This is a genomic window from Microbacterium barkeri (assembly GCF_027921765.1).
GTDB classification, from domain to species: domain Bacteria; phylum Actinomycetota; class Actinomycetes; order Actinomycetales; family Microbacteriaceae; genus Microbacterium; species Microbacterium barkeri.
On sequence record NZ_BSEJ01000020.1, the window covers coordinates 15,689 to 36,325 of the forward strand.

Annotated in this window: 19 protein-coding genes and 1 tRNA gene; 10 read left to right on the top strand and 10 right to left on the bottom strand. The window is 72.1% G+C overall.

Annotation, left to right across the window (positions count from 1 at the left end; all coding sequences use genetic code 11):
* Window positions 1-160 precede the first annotated feature (160 nt).
* Genes PKE79_RS15490 through PKE79_RS15500 form a run of 3 tightly spaced genes read left to right on the top strand, consistent with a single transcriptional unit; the run spans window position 161 to window position 3,340 of the window.
* Window positions 161-1,558, top strand: coding sequence for an MFS transporter (locus PKE79_RS15490; RefSeq protein ID WP_271174640.1), 1,398 nt, complete (start codon window positions 161-163; stop codon window positions 1,556-1,558).
* Between the two features lie 24 nt (window positions 1,559-1,582).
* Window positions 1,583-2,413 carry a Cof-type HAD-IIB family hydrolase gene (locus tag PKE79_RS15495; RefSeq protein WP_271174609.1) on the top strand — a complete coding sequence of 277 codons (831 nt, stop codon included), beginning with the start codon at window positions 1,583-1,585 and terminating at the stop codon, window positions 2,411-2,413.
* A 42-nt stretch (window positions 2,414-2,455) separates the two neighbouring features.
* Window positions 2,456-3,340 carry a helix-turn-helix transcriptional regulator gene (locus tag PKE79_RS15500; RefSeq protein ID WP_271174610.1) on the top strand — a complete coding sequence of 295 codons (885 nt, stop codon included), beginning with the start codon at window positions 2,456-2,458 and terminating at the stop codon, window positions 3,338-3,340.
* Window positions 3,341-3,634: 294 nt separating this feature from the next.
* Here the strand turns inward: PKE79_RS15500 and PKE79_RS15505 are convergent, their stop codons facing one another.
* Window positions 3,635-4,846 carry an MFS transporter gene (locus tag PKE79_RS15505; RefSeq protein ID WP_271174611.1) on the bottom strand — a complete coding sequence of 404 codons (1,212 nt, stop codon included), beginning with the start codon at window positions 4,844-4,846 and terminating at the stop codon, window positions 3,635-3,637.
* A 269-nt stretch (window positions 4,847-5,115) separates the two neighbouring features.
* Between PKE79_RS15505 and PKE79_RS15510 the strand changes: the two genes are divergently transcribed.
* Complete coding sequence (locus tag PKE79_RS15510; protein ID WP_271174612.1) at window positions 5,116-7,434, top strand: immune inhibitor A domain-containing protein; 2,319 nt, start codon at window positions 5,116-5,118, stop codon at window positions 7,432-7,434.
* Between the two features lie 55 nt (window positions 7,435-7,489).
* Here the strand turns inward: PKE79_RS15510 and PKE79_RS15515 are convergent, their stop codons facing one another.
* Window positions 7,490-7,819: a TfoX/Sxy family protein gene (locus PKE79_RS15515; RefSeq protein WP_271174613.1), complete on the bottom strand. Its 330-nt coding sequence runs from the start codon at window positions 7,817-7,819 to the stop codon at window positions 7,490-7,492.
* 92 nt (window positions 7,820-7,911) lie between these two features.
* Entirely contained in the window at window positions 7,912-8,478 is a 567-nt protein-coding gene (locus PKE79_RS15520; RefSeq protein ID WP_271174614.1) for a MarR family winged helix-turn-helix transcriptional regulator, read from the bottom strand.
* An 88-nt stretch (window positions 8,479-8,566) separates the two neighbouring features.
* Here PKE79_RS15520 and PKE79_RS15525 point away from each other — a divergent pair, with 88 nt between their 5' ends.
* Both PKE79_RS15525 and PKE79_RS15530 read left to right on the top strand, forming a co-directional pair.
* On the top strand, window positions 8,567-9,166 hold the full coding sequence (locus PKE79_RS15525; RefSeq protein WP_271174615.1) for a winged helix DNA-binding protein: 600 nt from the start codon (window positions 8,567-8,569) through the stop codon (window positions 9,164-9,166).
* A 52-nt stretch (window positions 9,167-9,218) separates the two neighbouring features.
* Complete coding sequence (locus PKE79_RS15530; protein ID WP_271174616.1) at window positions 9,219-9,587, top strand: YchJ family protein; 369 nt, start codon at window positions 9,219-9,221, stop codon at window positions 9,585-9,587.
* A 1-nt stretch (window position 9,588) separates the two neighbouring features.
* On the opposite strand, the gene PKE79_RS15535 is transcribed toward PKE79_RS15530, so the two are convergent.
* Genes PKE79_RS15535 through PKE79_RS15545 form a run of 3 tightly spaced genes read right to left on the bottom strand, consistent with a single transcriptional unit; the run spans window position 9,589 to window position 12,413 of the window.
* Window positions 9,589-10,362: a hypothetical protein gene (locus tag PKE79_RS15535; RefSeq protein WP_271174641.1), complete on the bottom strand. Its 774-nt coding sequence runs from the start codon at window positions 10,360-10,362 to the stop codon at window positions 9,589-9,591.
* A 37-nt stretch (window positions 10,363-10,399) separates the two neighbouring features.
* On the bottom strand, window positions 10,400-11,125 hold the full coding sequence (locus PKE79_RS15540; protein ID WP_271174617.1) for a lytic murein transglycosylase: 726 nt from the start codon (window positions 11,123-11,125) through the stop codon (window positions 10,400-10,402).
* 52 nt (window positions 11,126-11,177) lie between these two features.
* Complete coding sequence (locus PKE79_RS15545) at window positions 11,178-12,413, bottom strand: MFS transporter (RefSeq protein WP_271174618.1); 1,236 nt, start codon at window positions 12,411-12,413, stop codon at window positions 11,178-11,180.
* 57 nt (window positions 12,414-12,470) lie between these two features.
* Here PKE79_RS15545 and PKE79_RS15550 point away from each other — a divergent pair, with 57 nt between their 5' ends.
* Window positions 12,471-13,010 carry an NUDIX domain-containing protein gene (locus tag PKE79_RS15550; protein WP_271174619.1) on the top strand — a complete coding sequence of 180 codons (540 nt, stop codon included), beginning with the start codon at window positions 12,471-12,473 and terminating at the stop codon, window positions 13,008-13,010.
* 1 nt (window position 13,011) lies between these two features.
* Here PKE79_RS15550 and dcd read toward each other — a convergent pair whose 3' ends face one another.
* Both dcd and PKE79_RS15560 read right to left on the bottom strand, forming a co-directional pair.
* On the bottom strand, window positions 13,012-13,617 hold the full coding sequence (gene dcd / locus PKE79_RS15555; RefSeq protein WP_271174620.1) for a dCTP deaminase: 606 nt from the start codon (window positions 13,615-13,617) through the stop codon (window positions 13,012-13,014).
* Window positions 13,618-13,649: 32 nt separating this feature from the next.
* On the bottom strand, window positions 13,650-14,630 hold the full coding sequence (locus PKE79_RS15560) for a hypothetical protein (RefSeq protein ID WP_271174621.1): 981 nt from the start codon (window positions 14,628-14,630) through the stop codon (window positions 13,650-13,652).
* Between the two features lie 84 nt (window positions 14,631-14,714).
* On the opposite strand from PKE79_RS15560, the gene PKE79_RS15565 reads away from it, so the two are divergent.
* Window positions 14,715-14,788: transfer RNA gene (locus PKE79_RS15565), tRNA-Gly, on the top strand.
* Window positions 14,789-14,813: 25 nt separating this feature from the next.
* Here the strand turns inward: PKE79_RS15565 and PKE79_RS15570 are convergent.
* On the bottom strand, window positions 14,814-15,386 hold the full coding sequence (locus tag PKE79_RS15570) for a TetR/AcrR family transcriptional regulator (protein ID WP_271174622.1): 573 nt from the start codon (window positions 15,384-15,386) through the stop codon (window positions 14,814-14,816).
* A gap of 50 nt (window positions 15,387-15,436) precedes the next feature.
* Here PKE79_RS15570 and PKE79_RS15575 point away from each other — a divergent pair, with 50 nt between their 5' ends.
* The gene (locus PKE79_RS15575) at window positions 15,437-15,763 is read left to right on the top strand and encodes a DUF952 domain-containing protein (protein ID WP_271174623.1); all 327 of its coding nucleotides are present in this window, start codon (window positions 15,437-15,439) and stop codon (window positions 15,761-15,763) included.
* A 9-nt stretch (window positions 15,764-15,772) separates the two neighbouring features.
* Here PKE79_RS15575 and PKE79_RS15580 read toward each other — a convergent pair whose 3' ends face one another.
* Entirely contained in the window at window positions 15,773-19,357 is a 3,585-nt protein-coding gene (locus tag PKE79_RS15580; RefSeq protein ID WP_374727756.1) for an ATP-binding cassette domain-containing protein, read from the bottom strand.
* 160 nt (window positions 19,358-19,517) lie between these two features.
* On the opposite strand from PKE79_RS15580, the gene PKE79_RS15585 reads away from it, so the two are divergent.
* Entirely contained in the window at window positions 19,518-20,633 is a 1,116-nt protein-coding gene (locus PKE79_RS15585) for a Fic family protein (RefSeq protein ID WP_271174625.1), read from the top strand.
* Window positions 20,634-20,637: the final 4 nt, after the last annotated feature.

Consider the following 20,637-nt stretch of genomic DNA (forward strand, 5'->3'; position numbering starts at 1 on the left):
AGACCGGTGTAGCGGGCGTCCGAGACTAGCGCCGGTCGTCGAGACCGGTGTCGGGAACACAGGTCTCGACGCCGGACACTAGTCTCAGCGGGAGAACGGGCGGCAGACGGCGCGACGGCGCGCCACCGCGCGTTCACCGAGGAGGCCTAGCGTGACCGACATGCCCGAGCCCGCCCGCCCCTCCGCGCCGCCCGCGGCCGCCGACACCGCCGCGCTGACCGTGATGGGGCTCGAGCTCCCTCAGCGCGCTCCCGCATCGCGCGGCACCGTCTTCGCCTGGGCGCTCTGGGACTGGGCGACCCAGCCGTTCAACACGGTCATCCTCACGTTCATCTTCACGGCGCTCTACCTGACGACAGACGCCTTCCTTCCGCCCGATGTGCAGGGTCTCGCCGACGAGGACCCGGTCAAGGTCGCGGCTCTCGCCGACCTCGCGTCGGGCCTCGGATGGGGCACCACGGTCGCGGGCCTCCTCATCCTCCTGCTCGCCCCGGTTCTCGGACAGCAGGCGGATGCCGCGGGCCGGCAGAAGCTGTGGCTCGCGATCGGCACGGGGGCGCTCATCGTCTGCATGCTCGGCCTGTGGTTCGTCGAGCCCACCCCCACCCTGTTCTGGCTGGGGGTCGCGCTGATCTCAGCGGGCATGGTGTTCGGCGAGATCGCGGCCGTCAACTCCAACGCCATCCTCGTCGGCATCGCGACGCCGAAGACGATCGGGCGCATCTCGGGCCTCGGCTGGGGGTTCGGGTACCTCGGCGGCATCGTCGCCCTCGCTCTCGTCATCGTCTTCTACCTGGGCGACTGGTTCGGGCTCTCATCGGAGGGCGGCCTCCCGTTCCGCGTCATCGCGGTCGGCTGCGCGCTGTGGACGATCGCGTTCGCCATCCCGATCTTCGTGAAGGTGCCCGAGCCCTCGCTCGGGCGCCCCGAGCGCCGCGTGGGCTTCGTGCAGTCGTACGCGCTGCTCGTGAAGGATGTCGCCGGCCTCTACCGCTCCCCCGCCACGCGCCCGACCTTCTGGTTCCTCCTCGCGAGCGCGGTCTTCCGCGACGGCCTCGCCGGGGTGTTCACGTTCGGCGCGGTGATCGCCGCGACCGTCTTCGGCTTCGGCACGCTCGAGCTCATGATCTTCGGCGTCGCCGCGAACGTCATCGCGGGCGTCTCGACGATCATCTCGGGTCGCCTCGACGACCGGTTCGGGCCCAAGCGCATCATCCTCTTCTCGCTCGGCGCGATGACCCTCGCGGGGCTCGCGGTCTTCGCACTCGCCGATGCCGGGCGCACCGTGTTCTGGATCGGCGGGCTCATCCTGTGCGTGTTCGTCGGACCGGCCCAGGCGGCGTCGAGGTCGTTCCTCGCCCGGGTCACGCCCGCGGGCCGCGAGGGCGAGATCTTCGGCCTCTACGCGACGACGGGGCGCGCCGCGAGCTGGATGGCCTCGGCCGCGTGGGCGCTCCTCATCACCGTCACGCACCAGACGACGTTCGGCATCCTCGGCCTCGTGCTCGTCCTCCTGCTCGGATTCCTCCTGCTGCTGCCCGTGAAGGCCGCGCGGTGATCAGGGGCGGGTAGCGTCGGGAGCATGCCCCGCACCGCCCGCCGTCGCATCGTGTTCCTCGACATCGACGGGACGATCCTCGACCACGACGGGACCATCCCGCCCTCGACGCCCGATGCCATCCGCCGCGCTCGCGCCAACGGCCATCTCGTGCTGCTCGCGACGGGGCGGACGCCCTACGAGGTCGACGTGCAGGTGACCGACATCGGGTTCGACGGCATCGTCGCGGGCGCCGGCGCCTTCGTCGAGTACGACGGCGAGTGGATCGTCGAGCGCCTCATGCCCGAGGCGTCCTGCCGGAGGCTGCGCGAGGAGTTCGACGCGCTCGGGCTGGACTACGTGCTCCAGGGGCGCGAGTACTTCTATGCCACCGCGGGCATGCAGCGGCACCTGCGCCGTCAGCTCGGCGTCTCGGATGGCGAGGGCGTCTCGGATCGCGGGCTCGGCCGGTACCTCGGCGAGATCCCGCCGCTGCGCCACGACCGCACGGCGAAGGCCGTGTTCTCGGGCGACGACCTCGGGGCCTACGACGCCGTGCAGCGTGCCGTGGGCGCCGAGTTCACGGTCATCACGGGCACGATCCCCGGCATGGGCACGGCGAGCGGCGAGGTGTCGATGCCCGCGGTGACGAAGGGCAGCGCGATCCGCGAGCTGGTCGATCGGATCGGGATGGACCTCGCCGACGCGATCGCGATCGGCGACAACAACAACGATCTCGAGATGCTCGAGCTCGCGGGTGTCGGCATCGCGATGGGCAACGGCACGCTGCAGGCGAAGGAGGCGGCCGACGAGGTGACCGCTCCGATCGACGAGGACGGCCTCGCGAAGGCCTTCGCGCGGCACGGTCTCCTCTGACGCAGACGGAATAGGGGCGCGCCGACGGCGGTTCACGCCGGTGTGACGCTGCTGACCTCGCTCCCCGCACTGCGCGACGGCGATGCGCTCGAGCGCCTGCTGTCGTCGCTCGAGTGGGAGGTGCGCAGCACCGACCGGCTCCGCATCGAGCGGGAGATCGCCCTCGGCGCGGGCGATGCCGCGCTCGTGTACGTGCTCGAGGGGGCACTGGCCCTGCCGCCGCGCGCCTACGACTGCGGCGCGCGCGACGGAGCGCCGCCGACCGAGCTCGTCGCGGGCGACACGCTTCTCTCCCTGGGCCGCGAGCCGATGCGGATCCGCGGCGACGGAGCCTTCGTGATCGTCTCGCGGCTGAGCGCATCCGAGTCCGTCCAGCGGCAGCTCGCGATCGTGCCGGATCTCGTGTCGGTCAGCGGGTTCTCGCGCATCGAGCCCGCCGCCGCGGCGCTCGCAGCCCACCTCGGCCTCCCCGCGGTGACGAGCGCGTACGCCGGGGCGGCTCCCGTGATCTGCCGCCTCATGGCGACGACGCTCGCTCTCGCGACGCTGCGCGCGTGGGCCGTCGCCGGCTGCGCACCCGACGGATGGCCCGCGCGCACCGCGGATCCGTTCCTCGCGCGCGTGATCGAGGCCATCCACGCAGAGCCCGGGCGCGACTGGACGGTCGAGCGGATGGCCGCGATCGCGGCCATGTCTCGCTCGGTCTTCGCCGAGCGGTTCCGCTCGGTCGTCGGACAGTCGCCGCTCGGATACCTGACGGAGGTGCGCATGGCGGCCGCGCAGGACCTGCTCGCGGGCGGTGCCGGGGTCTCCGAGGTCTCCCGCCGCCTCGGCTACGCGTCGGACGAGGGCTTCAGCCGCGCGTTCCGGCGCCACACGGGTGTCACGCCGTCGACGTGGCGTGCGCGAGCGCTCGTCCGCGCGTAGCCGCGACCGGCCCTACCGGCGACCGGCGAGGCCGAGCGCTCGTCCGCGCGTAGCCCCGGCCGGCGTGACCGGCGCTCGCGGTCGCCGCCGCGCGCCGAGCGCCGACGCTTGCCCCGAGCGGCCGCCATCCGTCTTCCTGAGCGGCCGCAAGCGGCAAGCGCCCGCGGTTCCGCGCCGACGCTTGCCCCAAGCGGCCGCCATCCCAACCCCAGAGCGGCCCCGAGTGGCAAGCACCCGCGCCCCGGACGCACACCGCGTCCCGGACCGAGTCCGCGCCCCGGACGGGGTCCGCGTCTACCGGCGACCGGCGAGGCCGAACAGCAGTGCGCCGAGGGCGACCGCGACGGCTCCCGTGATGTAGGCCGCGTCGACCCCCGCGGCGTCGACGAGCACCCCGCCGATACCGGCCGCGAGCATGATCGCGAGCTGGAATCCCGCGACGACCAGGCCTCCGCCGGCCTCGAGTCGGTCGGGCAGGCGGCGGCCGATCCAGGCGTTCAGCACGATGAGCCACGCCGAGAACGCGACACCCCACACGACCACGGCGACGCCGACGACCGAGAGCGAGGTCGGCCACAGGATGACCGCGACGATCGGCGCGCCGACGAGCACCGGCACGGCAGCCGAGAGCAGGCCGAGGTGGCGGTCGACGATCACGCCGGTGACGACGTTGCCGACGAGCCCGCCGACGCCGAAGAGGGCGAGGAGGAGCACGATCGCCCCCTCGTCGAGCGGCGTGCGCTGGGGGCCCTCCGTGATCCGCTCGAGCGCGAGCCGGATGTAGGTGTACGCGGTGAAGTGGCCGAGAACCGTGAGCACGTGGCCGGCGAGGCCCAGTGCGATCCCGGGCCGGCGGAGGGTGCTGCCGAGGATGGCGAGGCTCGCTGCGCTCTGCGCCGGCACCTTCGGCAGGAGCACGCGGAGCGCGACGGCGACGGCGGCCGTGACGACGGCAGCGCCCGCGAAGACGGCGCGCCAGTCGGCGAACGTGCTGAGGAGCACGCCGAGCGGAACCCCGAGCACTGTCGCCAGGGAGGTCCCGGCGGTCGTGAACATGACCGCGCGCCCGAGCCGCTCCGGGCCGGCGATGCGCGAGGCCACCGTGAGCGACATCGACCAGAACCCGCTGAGCGCCGCGCCGAGCAGGACCCGCGACGCGAGCACGATGCCCAGGGACGGCGCGAGCGCGACGAGCAGGTTCGACACGGCGGCCGCGACCGCGAGCCACACGAGCAGGTCCCTGCGGTCGAGGCGCGGCACGAGGAGGCCGATCGTCGGGGCGACGAGGAATCCGACGAGGGCGGTCACGGTGACCGCCTGTCCCGCCTGGCCCGCCGTCACACCGAGGTCGCGCGCGAACTCGGTGAGCACGCCGTTCGGAAGGAACTCCGCGGTCACGAGCACGAAGCTCATGACCATCATCGTCACGAGCGCGCCGTAGCGGAGGCGCTCGCGCGGAGGTGAGAGGCGTTCGTCGACGGTCGGAAGCGAGGCGGTGTTCGTCATGCCCTCCAGCGTCGCGGAGCCCGGCGCTCGCTGCCCGACCGCGCGTCCGGGCCATCCGACCGATCGTCCGCATCCGCGTGGATGAGCGGAACGACGCACCGAATGGGCACCTCATGGGCAGAACTCCCCATCGCGGTTCTACAGAATGTCATTTCTGTGAAACACCTGGGTCTCTAGGTTGGGTTCATCCGTCTGCGCACGGCGACGACGCCGTGTCGCAGGCATCCGGGCGCCGACCTCGCGGTCGACGCGTGAAACCTGGAGGAAGAGTGAAGTCACGCACCGCATGCGCACTGGGAGCAGCGATCCTGCTCGCCGGGGCGCTCGCACCGACGGCCGCCACCGCGGCACCGAGCGACACCGACACGGCTCCGCCGCTCGACCCGACCGTCCCCGCACAGCAGGACGACCGCCCCGATCCGCTCGCCGAGAAGCGCACGGCGGAGAAGATGCGGGCGGCTGAGCTGGTCGCGACCGGCCAGGCCGAGGTCACCGAGCGCGGCAAGGGGAAGAACAAGACCCGCGTCGTGGAGATCGCCCCCGATGACTGGGTGGAGTACGGCGTCGAGGAGACGGCCCAGCTGTTCTCGATCCTCGTGGAGTTCGGCGACACCCCCGACGAGCGGTTCCCCGAGGCCCCGGCCGCGGGTCCGCTGCACAACGAGATCCCGGAGCCCGCCGCCGACGACAACTCGACCTACTGGGAGGAGGACTTCTCGCGCGAGCACTTCCTCGAGATGTTCTTCACAGGCCTCGAGGATCAGGGCGGGGAGTCGTTCCGCGGCGTCTACGACGAGATGTCGTCCGGCCGCTTCGACCTGCAGGGCGACGTGTCCGACTGGGTCACCGTGCCGTACGCGGAGGCGTCGTACGGGCAGACCGAGTCGCAGGACGACATGACGCGCTTCATCCAGGACTCCGCGGACGCCTGGTACGCCGACCAGCTCGCACAGGGCAAGACGCACGACGAGATCGTGGCGTACCTCCAGACGTTCGACGTGTGGGACCGGTACGACCTCGACGGCGACGGCATCACGAACGAGCCCGACGGCTACATCGACCACTTCCAGGCGATCCACGCCGGCGAGGGCGAGGAGGCGGGCGCTCCCGAGTGGGCGATCTGGTCGCACCGCTGGGCGGCGAACCAGGCAGGCCTCGGCGTCGACGGACCGGCCGACCACCCGAAGGCGGGCGGCGTCCGCATCGGCGACACGGACATCTGGATCCGCGACTACACGACCGAGCCCGAGAACGGCGGCCTCGGCGTCTTCGCCCATGAGTTCGGGCACGACCTGGGCCTTCCCGACTACTACGACACCGACGGCGGCGACAACGGCACCGCCTTCTGGACGCTGATGAGCTCGGGCTCGTGGCTCGGGCACGGCGACGGCACGATCGGCACGACCCCGAACCACATGGGCGCGACCGAGAAGCTGTTCCTCGGCTGGCTCGACTACGAGACGGTCGAGGCGGGCGAGTCGGCGACCGTCGATCTCGGACCGGCCTTCCACGCGACGACGCGCCCGCAGGCCGTGATCGTCAACCTGCCTCCCGGCGAGCAGTTCGTCGAGACCGGGCCCGCGGCATCCGGCACGAAGTACTTCTTCTCGGGCAGCGGCGCCGGGCTCGACAGCACCGTCACGAGCCCTGCGTTCGAGGTGCCGGCAGGCGCCGCGCTGACCGCACAGGTCGACTACGACATCGAAGCCGACTGGGACTACGCGTACGTCGAGATCTCGACCGACGCAGGGGCCAGCTGGACGCCGCTCGCGACCGACCACTCGACGACCGAGGACCCGAACGGGGCGAACCTCGGCAACGGCATCACGGGCGCGACCGAGGGCTGGACGGCCCTCACCGCCGATCTGGGGGCCTACGCGGGGCAGACCGCGCAGATCCGCTTCCGGTACGTCACCGACGGCGCGGTCAACAACCCCGGCTTCAAGGTCGACGACCTCGCCGTGGGCGACGCGCTGTCGACCGACGTCGAGGACGGCGCAGCGGACTGGGAGCGCGCCGGCTTCGAGCTCATCGAGGACGGCGGGTACACCGTGCAGTACGACCACCGCTACATCGCGGAGAACCGCGTGTACGGCGGCTACGACGCGACGCTCGCCGAGGGCCCGTACAACTTCGGCTGGTCGCAGACCAACCCGAACCGGGTCGAGCACTTCCCGTTCCAGGACGGCCTGCTCATCTGGTACGTGAACGGGCTCTACGAGGACAACAACACCTCGGCGCACCCGGGCGGCGGCCAGGCCCTGCCGGTCGATGCGCGTGCGCAGGCGCTGACCTGGACGGACGGGACGATCGCGCGCAACCGCATCCAGACGTTCGACGCGACGTTCGGGCTCGACAAGACCGACAAGCTGTCGCTGCACCGCGAGACCGAGGAGGGCATGACCACCCTCGAGCTCAAGAAGCAGAAGCCGGTGTCGCTCTTCGACGACTCCGACCCGTACGCCTACTACGACGAGGCCAACCCGCAGAACTCGGTCATCGTCGGCGGAACGGGCACGACCATCCAGGTCGTGGGCGCTGACCGACGCGAGGGCACGATGACCCTCGAGGTCAACGCCGGGTCCTGACGACGGCACGACACCGAGGCCGGGTCGCCCCTCCGGGCGGCCCGGCCTCTCCGTGTCAGCGGGGCGCCTTCTTCTCCTTGGGAGGCAGGGCGAGTGTGCGCGCGACGGACTCGCGGATCCACTCGTCGAGCTGCTCGTCCGTCGGCGACCGCACCCCTGCGAACCCCGTCATCGTGCGCGTCCCCATCTGCATCTCATGCGCTCCCCGCGCGAGCGCGTCGGCCATCCCGTCTCGCCCGACGGGGATCATGAGCTCGTCGCGCGTGATGCCCGCGACCATGTGCCCGCGAAGCGTCCAGCAGAGTCCGCCGAACATCCGGATCTCGACCGCGTCAGCGGGGACGAACGCCCGGATCCGGTCGGCGAGCTCGTCGTCGTATGCCATGCGCACACGGTAGCCCTCCGCGAGACCAGAGCGCAGGAGATTCTCATCCGAGCGGGAGCGGCGGATCGCGTGCCAGCGGAGCCCGGGCCGGCTCAGCCCTGCGGACGGCGCGGGTCGGGCCACGCGTCGGCGAAGCGACCCAGGAGGTCCGCGAGCTGCGCGCGCTCTTCGGCGGTGAAGCCGGCCAGTGCCTGCTCGACGGCCTCCGTGCGCGCGCCGTGCGTGCGCGCCGCGATCGCGCGGCCCTCGTCGGTGAGCGCGATGAGCGTCCGACGTGCATCGGCAGGATCGGCCTCCCGACGAGCATGTCCCGATTCCACGACGGCCTGCACGAGCCGGCTCGCGCGAGGCTGATCGACGCCGAGGCGCTCGCCGATCTGCCCGACCGACAGCGGACCATCCGCCGTGGCGAGGATCTCCAGCAGCCGCAGACGTGCGATCGAGCGCCCGAACGGACCGCGCGGGTGATCGCCGTGCGGACCGCCGTGCCCATGGTGCGCACCGAGCGGACCGCCGTGCGGCCCGGCGTGGGGGCCTCCGAACGGGCCGCCGTGAAGCGGATGCCCGTGCTCGAACGGCCCCTCCCCGCCGCGGCGCCCGAGCCGCAGCCGCGCGAGGGCGGCGGCGATGCGGGCTGCGGGATCGGTCGGCTCTGCCACCCCTCTAAAGTACATGACACTTGACATGGAGATCCGATGCATGTCATCCTGCATATACATGCACGATGACATTGATTTGGAGACCTCCATGACCACCGACACCACACACCGCACCCCGCAGGACGACGGCCGCCCCCTCGGCTTCTGGCTGAAGGCCGTCGACTCCCTGCTCTCCCAGCAGATCGACGCCGCGCTCGAGAGCGAGGGCATCGACCACCGCGACTGGCGGCTGCTGAACGCACTCGCGGGCACGGTCGACGCGCCGGGTCTGCACGACCGACTCGCCCGCAAGCCCCACCGCGTCACGATGCTCGCCGAGCACGGATGGGTCGAGCTCGTCGACGGCGAATGGACACTGACCGACGAGGGGCGCACGACGCTCGATCGGCTCGCGCCCCGGGTCGCCGCCGTGCGCGAGCGCGTCGCCGCCGCCGTCTCTCCCGAGGACTTCGCCACGACCCTCGCCTCACTCGAGGCCATCGCCCGCGAGCTCGGCTGGGAGGAGGGCAAGCCCCTGCCCCGCCGCAAGCGTCCCCGCGGCCGACACGGCCACGGCCCGCACGGCCACGGCTTCGGCCCGCACGGCCACGGCTTCGGGCCCCACGGGTTCGGGCCCCACGGCCACGGCTTCGGGCCCCACCGCTTCGGCGCGCGCGGCTTCCACCACGGCCACCGCGACGCGTCGTGACGCGTTCTCCCTGCACACGGGCGGTCTCGGCCCCGGACCGTAGGCTCGAGTCATGAGCTTCGCCGAGACCTGCCCGTGCGGGAGCGGGCGGCCGTATCCGTCGTGCTGCGGCGCCCTCCACTCCGGCGCGCGCCTCGCGGAGACCCCGGAAGAGCTCATGCGCTCGCGGTACAGCGCCTTCGCGAAGGGCGATGTCGACTACCTCGCGCGCACCTGGCACCCGCGCACGCGCCCCGCCGACCTCGCGCTCGACGACAGCACGATGTGGACGCGCCTCGAGATCCTCGAGGCCGCGGGCGACGAGGTCGCGTTCGTCGCGCACTTCACGACGGCGGATGGCCCTGGCCGGCTCGAGGAGCGCTCCCGTTTCGCGCGCCGCGGCGGCCGCTGGGTCTACGTCGACGGCGACGTCGCCGGCTGAGTCACGCGCCGCTCCAGCCGCGCACGCGGTGCAGCCGCGCCGTCTTCGGGTAGGAGCCGCCGCGCCCGCCGACCTCGAACAGGTCGACGAGCAGGAACAGGGGGCAGTCGGGGGCCTGCGGGATCCGGCGCACGACCACGCCCTCGCATCCGATGACGGTCTCGCCCGCGCCCCAGATCGCGGTCCACGTGTGCGGTCTCGCGGCGTCGAACGGCAGCGTCACCTCGGCCATGTCGGTGCGCAGCCCCGGGTCGCCGTGGGCCTTGATGCCCGTGCGGGCGACAGTCGATGACCCCACAGCCTCCGCGTCGATCTCGAAGATGCAGATCTCGCCCGCGTCCTCTGCGCGCTCATGCTCCGTCCCGACGAGCCACGCGGCGAGCATCGCGCCCTCATCCGTGCTCGCACTCACGGTGATGTCGACGCGGCCCGAGCGCGGCGCCCACAGCAGGCGCGCGGGTGTCTCGGTTCGAACCGAGAGGCCATCGGGGCGATGCCGATGCGTGCCGCGCGTCGACCCGAGCGGCCCCGAGAAGACCCCGGTCTGCAGATTCGAGACGCGCAGCGGGGCGTCCTCGGGGCGCCAGTCGAGCTGGGCCTCATCGATCCGGAGGCGCAGGCTATCCGCGGCGACGTCGAACCGCGCCGCGGAGCGGTCGGGCGTCGTCCAGTGCGGCAGGTAGTGCGCGACCCAGAGCGCGGGATCGGGGCCGTCGGCGAAGTCGTCCTCGACGTCGGGGCGACGCGACGGAGGAGGCAGCAGGGGGTCGCGCATCACGGCGCGACCTTAGCGCGAGCGGGCGACATCGGGTTCATCCGCCTTCGGCATACCGCGTCGCAGCCTCGGCGACCTGCCGCTGGTAGTCATCGGTGTCGTTGTACGAGCGGATGGCGCCGATCCAGGCCTCGGGCGAATCGAGCGTCCCGTGCGCCTGGCAGAGGTAGCGCGCGGCCGTCGCCGCGGCGTCGTCGATGTCGTGCGGGTCCGTGCGGCCGTCGCCGTCGGCATCGACGGCCCAGATGGCCCAGGTCTCCGGGATGAACTGCAGGGGCCCGACCGCGCGATCCCAGACCGCGTCCCCGTCGAGAGCGCCGCCGTCGGTGTCGGGGATGGCCATGGTGCGGTTCGTGCCGTCGAGCGGGATACCGATGATCGCCGGGCGGGCGACACCGTCGCCGTCCACGGCTCCGCCCTCGAGCGCCCCGTGCCGGCTCTCGACCCATCCGATGCCGGCGAGCGTGTTCCATCCGACCGCGCAGCCGTAGGTCGCCCGCGCGCCGAGGTCGGCCGCCCCGTATGCCGCGAGCGCGCGTTCGGGGATCCCCTGCGACGCGGCCGTCGCCGTGAGCCACTCGGCGTCGACCGCGACGCCGTCCGACGACGGCGTCGCGAGCGCGGCGGCCGAGGTGGGTGCGGGCCGAGTGGGCTCCGCGGGCCGCACAGCCAGGGCGATCAGCCCGACGAGCACGCCCGCACCCACGACGCCGCTCACGACGACCGCGGCGGCCTGCGTCGTGCTCCTCCGGCGCCTGCTCACGCCCTCAGCGTGCCGCAGTCTCCTGACGGTCCGCCCGGCGCCCGCCGTGCGGTCACGCCGGCGCGCGCTTCGCGGCGGCGATGTGGCCGAGCTGCCGCCAGACGAGCAGCAGCGTGATGCCGGCGCCGCCGAACGCGAACCACCACGGGGCGGTCAGGCCCCACAGCTGCGCGATCACGCCGCCCAGCGCCTGGCCCACGACCATCCCGCCGAACACGCACACCATGTTCAGCGAGCTCGCGCGCCCCTGGAGCTCGTTCGGCACCACCCGCTGGCGCACCGTCGTCGAGATCGTGCCCCACACGAACGCGTACGCGCCGAACACTCCCATGATGACGAGCGCGAGCCATCCCTCGGTCGTGAGCGCGAAGGCGAGGTGCATGACCACCTCGAGCGACAGGCACACGCGCATGAGCGTGGCGAACGAGACATGCCGCTCGAGCCATCCGAACGCCATCGTCGAGAGCAGACCGCCCGCGGCGGATGCCGTCGTGAGCATCCCGTAGCCGACGGCGCCCATGTGCAGGTGCTCGGTCGCGTAGAGGACGAGCACGCCCCACGGCGCCGCCCACGTGATGTTGAAGACGAGGATGACGATCGCGAGCGTGCGCATGGGCGGGTTGCGCCAGGTCCACCGCAGGCCCTCCGCGATGTCGCGGCGCACGGGCGGATGGCCGCCCTCGCGCGGCGGGAGCGGCGGGAGGGCGATGCGCGAGACGAGGAGGATCGCGAGCAGGACGCAGACGATCTGCGCGGCGAACGGCCAGGCGGAGCCGGCGGCGAAGAGGAACGCGCCGAGGGGCGGCCCCGCGAACTGGTTCGCGACGAGGTAGCCGCCCTGCATGCGCGCGTTGCCGATGCCGAGGTCGTCGTGGTCGACGAGCATCGGCAGCAGCGTGCTGCTCGCGGAGTCGGCGAAGACCTCGGCGACCCCGTAGGCGAACATCGTGACGAGCACGATCCCGATGTTCACCGCGCCGGTGACGATGAACACGCAGAGCATCGCCACGACCAGCGCGCGGAGCGCGTTCGCGATCATGACGAGCGTGCGGCGGTCGAATCGGTCGGCGATCGCGCCGGCGTGCAGGCCGAACAGCAGCCACGGCAGGTACTGCAGCAGTGCCGCCGAGGCCACGAGGAACGGGGAGTCGGTCAGCGACGCGACGAGCAGCGGCCCTGCCGCGAGCGCGATGCCGTCGCCGATGTTGCTCGTCCACGACGACGCGAGGAGCCATCGGAAGTCGCGCCCCATCCGCCGCGGCGCGACGATCTCACCCAGTGATGCCACGAGAGTCGATCCTGGCACCGATCGGCGACATGCGGGGCGCCTTCCTACGATGGGGCCATGGCCTGGCAGACGAAGCGCACGCGCACCGTGTACGAGAACCCGTGGATCCGCGTGCGGGAGGACGAGGTCGCCCGGCCGGACGGCGGCGAGGGCATCTACGGCGTCGTCGAGCTGCGGCATCCGGCGGTCTTCGTCGTGGCGCTCGACGAGGAGGACCGCGTGCTGCTCGTCGAGGTCGACCGCTACACGGTCGGACGATCGTGGGAGGTCGTCGCGGGCGGCAGCGACGGCGAGCCGGCCGAGCAGGCCGCGCGTCGAGAGCTGCTCGAGGAGAGCGGGCTCGAGGCGGCCGAGTGGATCGAGGTGGGGCGGATGAACGCACTCAACGGCATCTGCGTCGCCCCCGAGACGGTGTTCGTCGCCCGCGGGCTCACGTCCGCTCGCGACGCGGCCGCGCATCAGGCCGAGGAGGGCATCACCGCCTCGCGGTGGGTGCCGCTCGACGAGGCGCTGCGGATGTCCGTGTCCGGGGAGATCTCAGACGGCGAGTCGATCGCCGCGCTCGCGATGGCGGCGGTGCATCTGAAGCGGCTGTAGGTCAGGCCCCGCTCGCGCCCGCGTCGCTCACCGACACGTCCGTCCGGTGGAAGTTCTGGAACGAGCGGGAGGCGGTCGGCCCGCGCTGCCCCTGGTAGCGGTTGCCGTAGGGGCCCGAGCCGTAGGCGTTCTCGGCCGCCGAGGTCAGCTGGAAGAAGCAGAGCTGGCCGATCTTCATGCCCGGCCAGAGCTTGATCGGCAGCGTCGCGACGTTCGCGAGCTCGAGCGTGACATGGCCGGTGAAGCCCGGGTCGATGAAGCCCGCCGTCGAGTGGGTGATGAGGCCGAGGCGGCCGAGCGACGACTTGCCCTCGAGACGGGCCGCGATGTCATCCGGGAGCGTGACCTGCTCGAACGTCGCGCCGAGCGCGAACTCGCCGGGGTGCAGGATGAACGGCTCGTCGGGCTTGACCTCGATGAGGCGGGTGAGCTCGGGCTGGTCCTCCGCGGGGTCGATGAAGGGGTACTTGTGGTTGTCGAAGAGACGGAAGTACCGGTCGAGGCGCACGTCGACGCTCGAGGGCTGCACCATCGCGAGATCGAGCGGGTCGAGCCTGATGCGGTCGGCGTCGAGCTGGGCCTTGATGTCGCGATCCGAGAGCAGCACGGTGCCAGCGTAGTCGGCCGCGGCCATCCGCCTCAGTGCGCGTAGCGCGAGACGCTGTCGATGCGGAACGTGACGCCATCCGGGACCGCCCCGTACAGCGTGACGTCGGCCGCGCCCGTCTCACCCGGCGCGATGTCGGCGGACCAGGCGATCGACGTCGCCGCCTCCGACCCGTCGGGGTTCAGGGCGGTGATGTCGATCGCGTACTCCATCGGCACATCGGCGGAGTTCCGGACGCTCACGGGCAGGACGGGCTCGTCGCCGTCGAGCCTCAGCTCGCCGAGGGTCACGTCCTGCGCGAGGTCGTAGAGGCCGACGACCTCGAGCTCGACGACGTCGAACCGCGCGGAGTCGATGCCGGCGAGGTCGTAGTACGACTCGAAGCCCTCGGGATCGGGCACGGCGAGCGAGACGAGGAGCACGTCGCCGGTCTCGACCGGGCGCCCCTCGGGGTCGACGATGACCGTCTGGTTGTCGCCGACGTACTCGTACGCGGTCGCGGGCTGCCGTGCGCTCAGCGTGACGAGGTGCGCGGCGGCGTCGGCGGGCACGTCAGCCTCGGGTGTGTCCGGGGCGAGGATCTCCGCGTACGCGACGAACCCCTCGCCCACGTGCGCTTCGGGGGCATCCAGGATGGCCGCGAGCCGGGCCGCGTCGACGGGAGGGAACTCGGATGGCTGCGGCGCGGGCGGGGCGGATGGCTCGGCATCGGCATCCTCGGACGGCACGACGGGCTCGGGCTCGTCCGGCGCGCCGCTGATCCACGTCTCGACGGTCTCCACGACGACCGGCCACAGCCCGAAGAGCCGTGTCTCGAACGCCGCCAACACGATCACGACGAGGATCGGGAGGACGAGCCACCCGCGTCCCCGCCGTCGGGGTCGGGAGGCCTGCGGGGTCGGCGCGCGCCGCCCGCGACGGCGCATCTCGTCGAGAGGCGGGATGACGTAGGGCCCCTGATGCCCTTCGGGCACCGAGGTGAAGGTCTCGGTGTACCGGTCGTCGCGTCCCATGAAGCCGACGCTACTTGCTGTCGGGGGATCCCGGGGCGCCCGCAGCCCCTGTTATGCTGACGGAGTCGCGTGCTCCACGCGCGCGGGGCTGTAGTTCAATGGCAGAACTTCTGCTTCCCAAGCAGACAGCGCGGGTTCGATTCCCGTCAGCCCCTCCACAAGGTCATCCTGCGTCGATGCCGCTCACGCGATGTCGCCGAGCACCACGGCCACGGCTTCCGCGATCTGCACGCGGCTCTCCTCAGCCGTCGGCTCCGCGTCGAGCCCGAGCAGCCGGCGCCGATGGCGTTCCCCGAGAAGGAGCGAGAACAGCAGCGGCGCGGACTCGGGCGAGCCTCCGGCGTCGACCAGGTGCTTCGCGAGGAAGGCCTGCGCCACGGCGGGGCCGTTCGCGTAGAACTCCTTCGCGAGTTCCGGGAACGAGACTGCGGCGGCGATGACGACGCGGTGCAGGGCGACGGCCTGGTCGGTCATCAGGGAGCGATGGACCGCTTCCGCAGCCTGAACCAGGTCGGACGGCTCGCTCTCCGGTTCCGTGTACCGGTGCTGCCGCCGGACGACGGCGCAGAAGAGGGCGCTCTTGTCGCCGATCGACTCGTACAGAGTCCGCTTGGCGATGCCGGCCGTTCCGGCGACCGCATCGAGTGAGACCGCTTCGTATCCGCGCGAGAGGAAGAGCTCGGTCGCGACCTCCAGCACACGCTCCTGACGCTTCGCGCGCTCATCCGCCGTGGGCCGCCCTCGCTTGCTCGCCATGAGGGCACGGTACCATAATGACACGACAGCGTTTCATTACAGCAGGAGGCGTGGCGACCGTGGACGTGATCTGCCATGTGGCGATAGAGGACGACTGGGAGATGAGCCGGGGGTTCGGCCAGTACGAGGTCTCCAAGCGCGGCGTCCCCCTCGACGACGCGGGCTATGTCCGCGCGACGACCCCGGAACGCGTGGCCGAGGTGGTGCGCGACGGCTATGCGGACCTGTCGCTCCCGCTTCTGCGCATCGATCTGAGCCTGGCGGGACTGGAGCGCGCGGGGGTCCCGGTCGAGTGGCACGACGGCGACCCTCGCGTGGTCGGTCCGATCCCGATGGACCCTGACGTCGTCGTCGGCGAGGAGCCTCTGAAGCCCTGAGCGCGCGCCTCACCCCGCCAGGTGCGCCCACCGCGGCGCCAGCTCGCGCCAGGGGCCGACGGCCGCGACCTCGCCGTCGGACAGCACGACCACGCGATCCGCTCGGGCCAGCGCGGCACGCTTGGAAGTCGCGCCGATGACGGTCGCACCGCGATCGCGCAGCGCCTGCCAGAGCTCGATCTCCGTGCGCGCATCGAGCGCAGACGACACGTCGTCCGCGAGCAGGAGCTCGGCGTCGGCCGCGAGCGCCCGCGCGAGCGCGAGCCGCTGCACCTGCCCGCCCGACAGGCGCACCCCGCGGTGCCCGACGAGCGCGTGGGCGCCGCCCGCCTCGCGGACGTCCTCGCTGAGCCGGGCGCTGTCGATCGGGCCGTCGACGTCGCGCTCGTGATCGAGGCGCACGTTGTCGGCGAAGGTGCCGCTGAGGACGCGCGGCACCTGGGCGACATGCGCGACCTGGCCGGGGCGGAGGAACTCCTGCGCATCGGCGATCTCGACGCCGTTCCACCGGATCTCGCCCGTGTGCTCCATGAGCCCCGCGAGCGCCGCGAGCAGGCTCGACTTGCCCGATCCGACCTGCCCGAGGAGCAGGACCAGCTCGCCTCGGCGCACCTCGAGATCGACATCCGTCACGCCGAGCGTGCCGTCGTCGTGCACCGCGCTCACCCCGCGCAGCTCGAGCGCCTGCAGCGGCGCGCGACCCGTCGCGGGCGGCTCGGGCGCGGTTCCCGCGACGAGGTCGACGCCGGGCACCGGATCGACGAGGTCGACGCCGCCCGCGAAGCGCGCGGTGGCCTGCTGCCAGCTGCGCGTGCCCGGCGCCTCGGTGACCACCGCTCCCGCGACGACGCCGAACCATCCGAAGCCCGTGACCGCGTTCGCGACCAGGAGGGTGGTCGCGAGATCCCAGACGCCGGAGAGGAATGCCGCCCATGCGGCCACCGCTCCGATGTGCAGGGCGACGATCGGGACGCCGTCGAGGACGGCCTGCACGCGGTGCTCGAAGATCGCCGCGCGCACGCGGCCGCTGTCGACCTCCTGGAGATGACGGTGCACCTCTGGCGTGCGGGCGGCGAGCTTGACCGTGCGCGCGGCATCGAGAGCCGAGACGAGGGAGCGCCCGAATCGCGCGCGGGCAGCCGAGGAGCGAGTCGCCGAGCGACCGGCGATCGGCCGGCCGACCGCGGCCGCGAGCGCGGAGACCACCATGACCGCGAGCAGCACGCCGCCCGCGAGCCAGGAGCGCGAGACGAGCGCCGTGACCGCGGCGATGACCAGGCCGTTCACGAAGTCGACCCAGCGGTCGGCGTACATGACGTAGCGGTCGGCGTCCATCGCGCGCGCGACGATCTCGCCCGCGGGAGTCGTCGGCAGCCGGTGCTGGCGGGTCTGGCCGTACATGACGCGCATGCGGACGCGCAGCAGGTTCTCGACCCACCAGCTCGGGTAGAGGTAGATCGCCCGACCCAGCGCGAGCGGGCTGATGAGCATCAGCACCACGAGCCCGATGAGAAGGGCCGACGGCAGCTCGCCCGCCTGAAGCGCCTCCACGATCCGCCCCCAGAGGAAGCCGGTCAGCGCGCCCTGCGCCGCGGCGAGCGCCGACACGAGGAAGAGCGCCGCGCCCGCGATGCCCCACTGGGGCCGGACGAACAGCACATGCAGGATGCCGCGCGCGAGCGACGGCCCATCGCCGGGCTCCGAGAGCGCGGGCGGAGTGCCGGTGCGGCGCCGCGTGCCCACGCTGGCCCCGGCGTCGGGAGCCGCCGCCGGGGCATCCGCCTCCGCGCCATCCGGCTGCGCGTCGGGCGCGGCGTCGTCGATCTGACCGTCGGACGCTGCCGCCTCGCGCAGGCGGCGGAAGGGGCCGTCCGCTGCCGCGAGAGCTTCGCGCGGCCCCTGCTGGACGATGCGCCCATGGTCGAGAACGGCGACGAGGTCGGCGCGCTCGATCGTCGTGAGGCGGTGCGCGACGAGCACGCCCGTCCGCCCCCGCAGCAGCCGCTCTGACGCCGCGACCACGCGCGCCTCGGTGAGCGGGTCCATCCGCGCCGTCGCCTCGTCGAGGACGACCACCTGGACGTGGCGGACGAGCAGGCGCGCGAAGGCGACGAGCTGCTCCTCGCCGGCGGAGAGCGCGGTTCCGCCCGGCCCGAGCGCGGTGTCGAGCCCGTCGGGCAGGCCGGCGACCCAGTCGGCGATGCCGAGCTCCGCGACGGCCGCCTCGATCTCGCGCCGGTCGACCGGCGCGAACAGAGCGATGTTCTCCGCGAGCGTGCCCGACAGGATCTCGGTGCGCTGCGTCACGACGCCGACGGCGGCGCGCAGCCTCTGCAGATCCAGGTCGCGCACATCGACGCCGCCCAGCAGCACCGTGCCGCGCGGCGGCTCCTGCGCGCGCGAGATCAGCGCGGCGAGCGTCGACTTGCCCGACCCCGTCCGCCCCACGAGCGCCACGGTCTGCCCGGCCGGCACATCGAGCGACACCCCGGCGAGGGCGAACGCGCCCTCCTCATAGGCGAAGTCGAGGTCGCGCACCTCCAGCCCGACCTGGCCGGGCGGCACGTCGAGTCCACCCACCGGCTCGGGCTCCACCTCGAGCATCTGCCGGATGCGGATGAGCGCGCCGATGCCCTCCTGGATGTCCGGCAGGTGGTGGACGAGGTTCGACACCGACCCGACGAGCAGGGCCGTCGCGAGGAAGAGCGTGACGAGCTGCTCCACGGGGAGGCTGCCGCCGAAGGCGAGCACCGCTCCGGTCACCGCGACGCCGCCCAGCAGGGCGTGCAGCAGCACCTCCGCCCGGTTGATGAGCCGCATCTCGAGGCCCGTCAGCGTGCGGAGCCGCGCGTGCACGACGGCCGAGATCTGCGCGAGGCGCCGCACCGCGAACGCCTGGCCGAGGCTCGTGCGGAGGTCGTTCCGCGCGGCGACCGCCTCCTCGAACGCGGCGGCGTGGTCGGTCCACGCCTCCTCCTCCGCGACCTTGCGCAGGGCGATCTCGCGCAGCAGCGGGCGGGCGACGAGCGCCACGATCACACCGAGGACGGGGAAGAGGATCCACGCGGGCCACCACGTCGTGCTCGCCACGATCCACAGCGGCACGACGCCGACGAGGGTCCGCCCGGCTCCCCACAGCTGACGCCGCACGAGCGAGCCGACCGCGCGCGTATCGTCGTCGACGCGGTCGAGCACCTCGCCCACCGCCTGCTCCGACAGCACCGCCAGCGGCTGGCTCATCGCGGCCGTGAGCAGATCGCCGCGCAGGCGCCCCTCGGCGCGGTCGACGACGCCCGCCCACAGCACCTGGCCGACGCTGTCGACGACCGCGCCGCCGACGACGCACAGGGCGAAGAGGAGGAGCGCGTCCACCGTGGGGTCGCCCGAGAGGCGCCCCGCGATCACGGTCCCCGCGGCCTGGCCGGTCGTGCCCGCGACGAGCAGGACGATCGCGGCGAACGCAGCGGGCCCGCCCAGCCGACGCCAGCCCAGTCGGCGCCAGGCGGGGCGCTCGGATGCGCTCCGCGCCGCGTCAGCGGGACGACGGGGGCCGGAGGGCGCGGGAGAATCGGGAGAGGCTGCGTCGGACATCATCGCCAACGCTACGGGCAACGACCGACAGGCGGGCGCTGCCGGGGGCAAGGACAAGGGGTCCTGCCAACCTCATGGCAACTCGGTTGACACGTCCGCGCAACGTGTGAAAATTCGGCGGCATTTTTTACACGTTACGGTCACGTCGTCGTAGGCTTTCCACATGACATGGTCGCCTTCGGAGCCGTACAACGCGCTTCCGCTGCTCCCGCCGAACGCGGAGATCGAGACGAAGGCGGTCCTCCGCGACACGATCCGCGCCCGCGCCGCACTTGCAAGCCTGAACGAAGCGGCGAAGCGGATGCCCAATCCGCTCGTGCTCGTGAACTCGATCTCGCTCCTCGAGGCGCAGGCGAGCTCGGAGATCGAGAATATCGTCACCACGACCGACGACCTCTTCCGATATGCGCACGACCCCGCGGCAGCCGCCAGCCCGGACACCAAGGAGACTCTGAGCTACCGCGCTGCCCTGTTCGCCGGTCTGGAGATCATCGCCCGGCGCCCCCTGTCCGCCTCAACCGCCATCGAGGTCTGCACAACCATCCACAGGCGGGAGATGGATGTCCGGACTCTTCCTGGCACCTACATCGGGAACCCCGCAACGCACGAGGCGATCTACACTCCCCCCGTCGGAGAAGGCGTCATCCGCGACAAGCTCTCGAACTGGTCTGAGTACCTCCACCGAGATGATGAGATCGACCCGCTCGTGCGGATGGCGATCTCGCACTACCAGTTCGAGGCCATTCACCCCTTCGAGGACGGCAACGGCCGCACAGGCCGCATCCTCAACGTCCTCTACCTGGTGCAAGCGGGGCTCCTCGACGCTCCGATTCTCTATCTGTCCCGCTACATCATCCGGAACAAGAACGACTACTACCGCCTTCTCCTCGCGGTCACCCAGGACGGCGCGTGGGAGGACTGGGTGCGGTTCATGCTGCGCGGACTCGAGCAGACCGCACAGGAGACACTGGGCAAGATCGACGAGATCCAGTCGCTGCAGGAGGCGGTGCGCCAGGAGATCCGCGATCTGACCACTGCCGGCAGAAACTCCGACCTGCTCGACGTGCTCTTCGAGAATCCCTACGCACGCATCGCGAACGTGATCGACCGGTGCGGTGTCTCCCGCCCCACCGCGGCCTCGTGGTTGAACGCGCTCGTCGCGGGCGGCGTCCTCCGAGATCTGCGGCTCGGCCGGGATCGTCTCTTCATCAACGCGCGCTTCCTGGACATCCTCGCGCGCAGCACGCCGCCCCCGCGATCTGCGGAGGTGCTCTTCTGACCGG

Excerpts from the sequence above, each read along its gene's own strand:
- PKE79_RS15490 (WP_271174640.1), top strand. The coding sequence starts at position 161 with ATGCCCGAGCCCGCCCGCCCCTCCGCGCCGCCCGCGGCCGCCGACACC.
- PKE79_RS15530 (WP_271174616.1), top strand. The coding sequence starts at position 9,219 with ATGAGCTTCGCCGAGACCTGCCCGTGCGGGAGCGGGCGGCCGTATCCG.
- PKE79_RS15550 (WP_271174619.1), top strand. The coding sequence starts at position 12,471 with ATGGCCTGGCAGACGAAGCGCACGCGCACCGTGTACGAGAACCCGTGG.
- PKE79_RS15495 (WP_271174609.1), top strand. The coding sequence starts at position 1,583 with ATGCCCCGCACCGCCCGCCGTCGCATCGTGTTCCTCGACATCGACGGG.
- PKE79_RS15505 (WP_271174611.1), bottom strand. The coding sequence starts at position 4,846 with ATGACGAACACCGCCTCGCTTCCGACCGTCGACGAACGCCTCTCACCT.
- PKE79_RS15535 (WP_271174641.1), bottom strand. The coding sequence starts at position 10,362 with ATGCGCGACCCCCTGCTGCCTCCTCCGTCGCGTCGCCCCGACGTCGAG.
- PKE79_RS15580 (WP_374727756.1), bottom strand. The coding sequence starts at position 19,357 with ATGATGTCCGACGCAGCCTCTCCCGATTCTCCCGCGCCCTCCGGCCCC.
- PKE79_RS15560 (WP_271174621.1), bottom strand. The coding sequence starts at position 14,630 with ATGGGACGCGACGACCGGTACACCGAGACCTTCACCTCGGTGCCCGAA.
- PKE79_RS15525 (WP_271174615.1), top strand. The coding sequence starts at position 8,567 with ATGACCACCGACACCACACACCGCACCCCGCAGGACGACGGCCGCCCC.
- PKE79_RS15515 (WP_271174613.1), bottom strand. The coding sequence starts at position 7,819 with ATGGCATACGACGACGAGCTCGCCGACCGGATCCGGGCGTTCGTCCCC.
- PKE79_RS15585 (WP_271174625.1), top strand. The coding sequence starts at position 19,518 with ATGACATGGTCGCCTTCGGAGCCGTACAACGCGCTTCCGCTGCTCCCG.
- PKE79_RS15570 (WP_271174622.1), bottom strand. The coding sequence starts at position 15,386 with ATGGCGAGCAAGCGAGGGCGGCCCACGGCGGATGAGCGCGCGAAGCGT.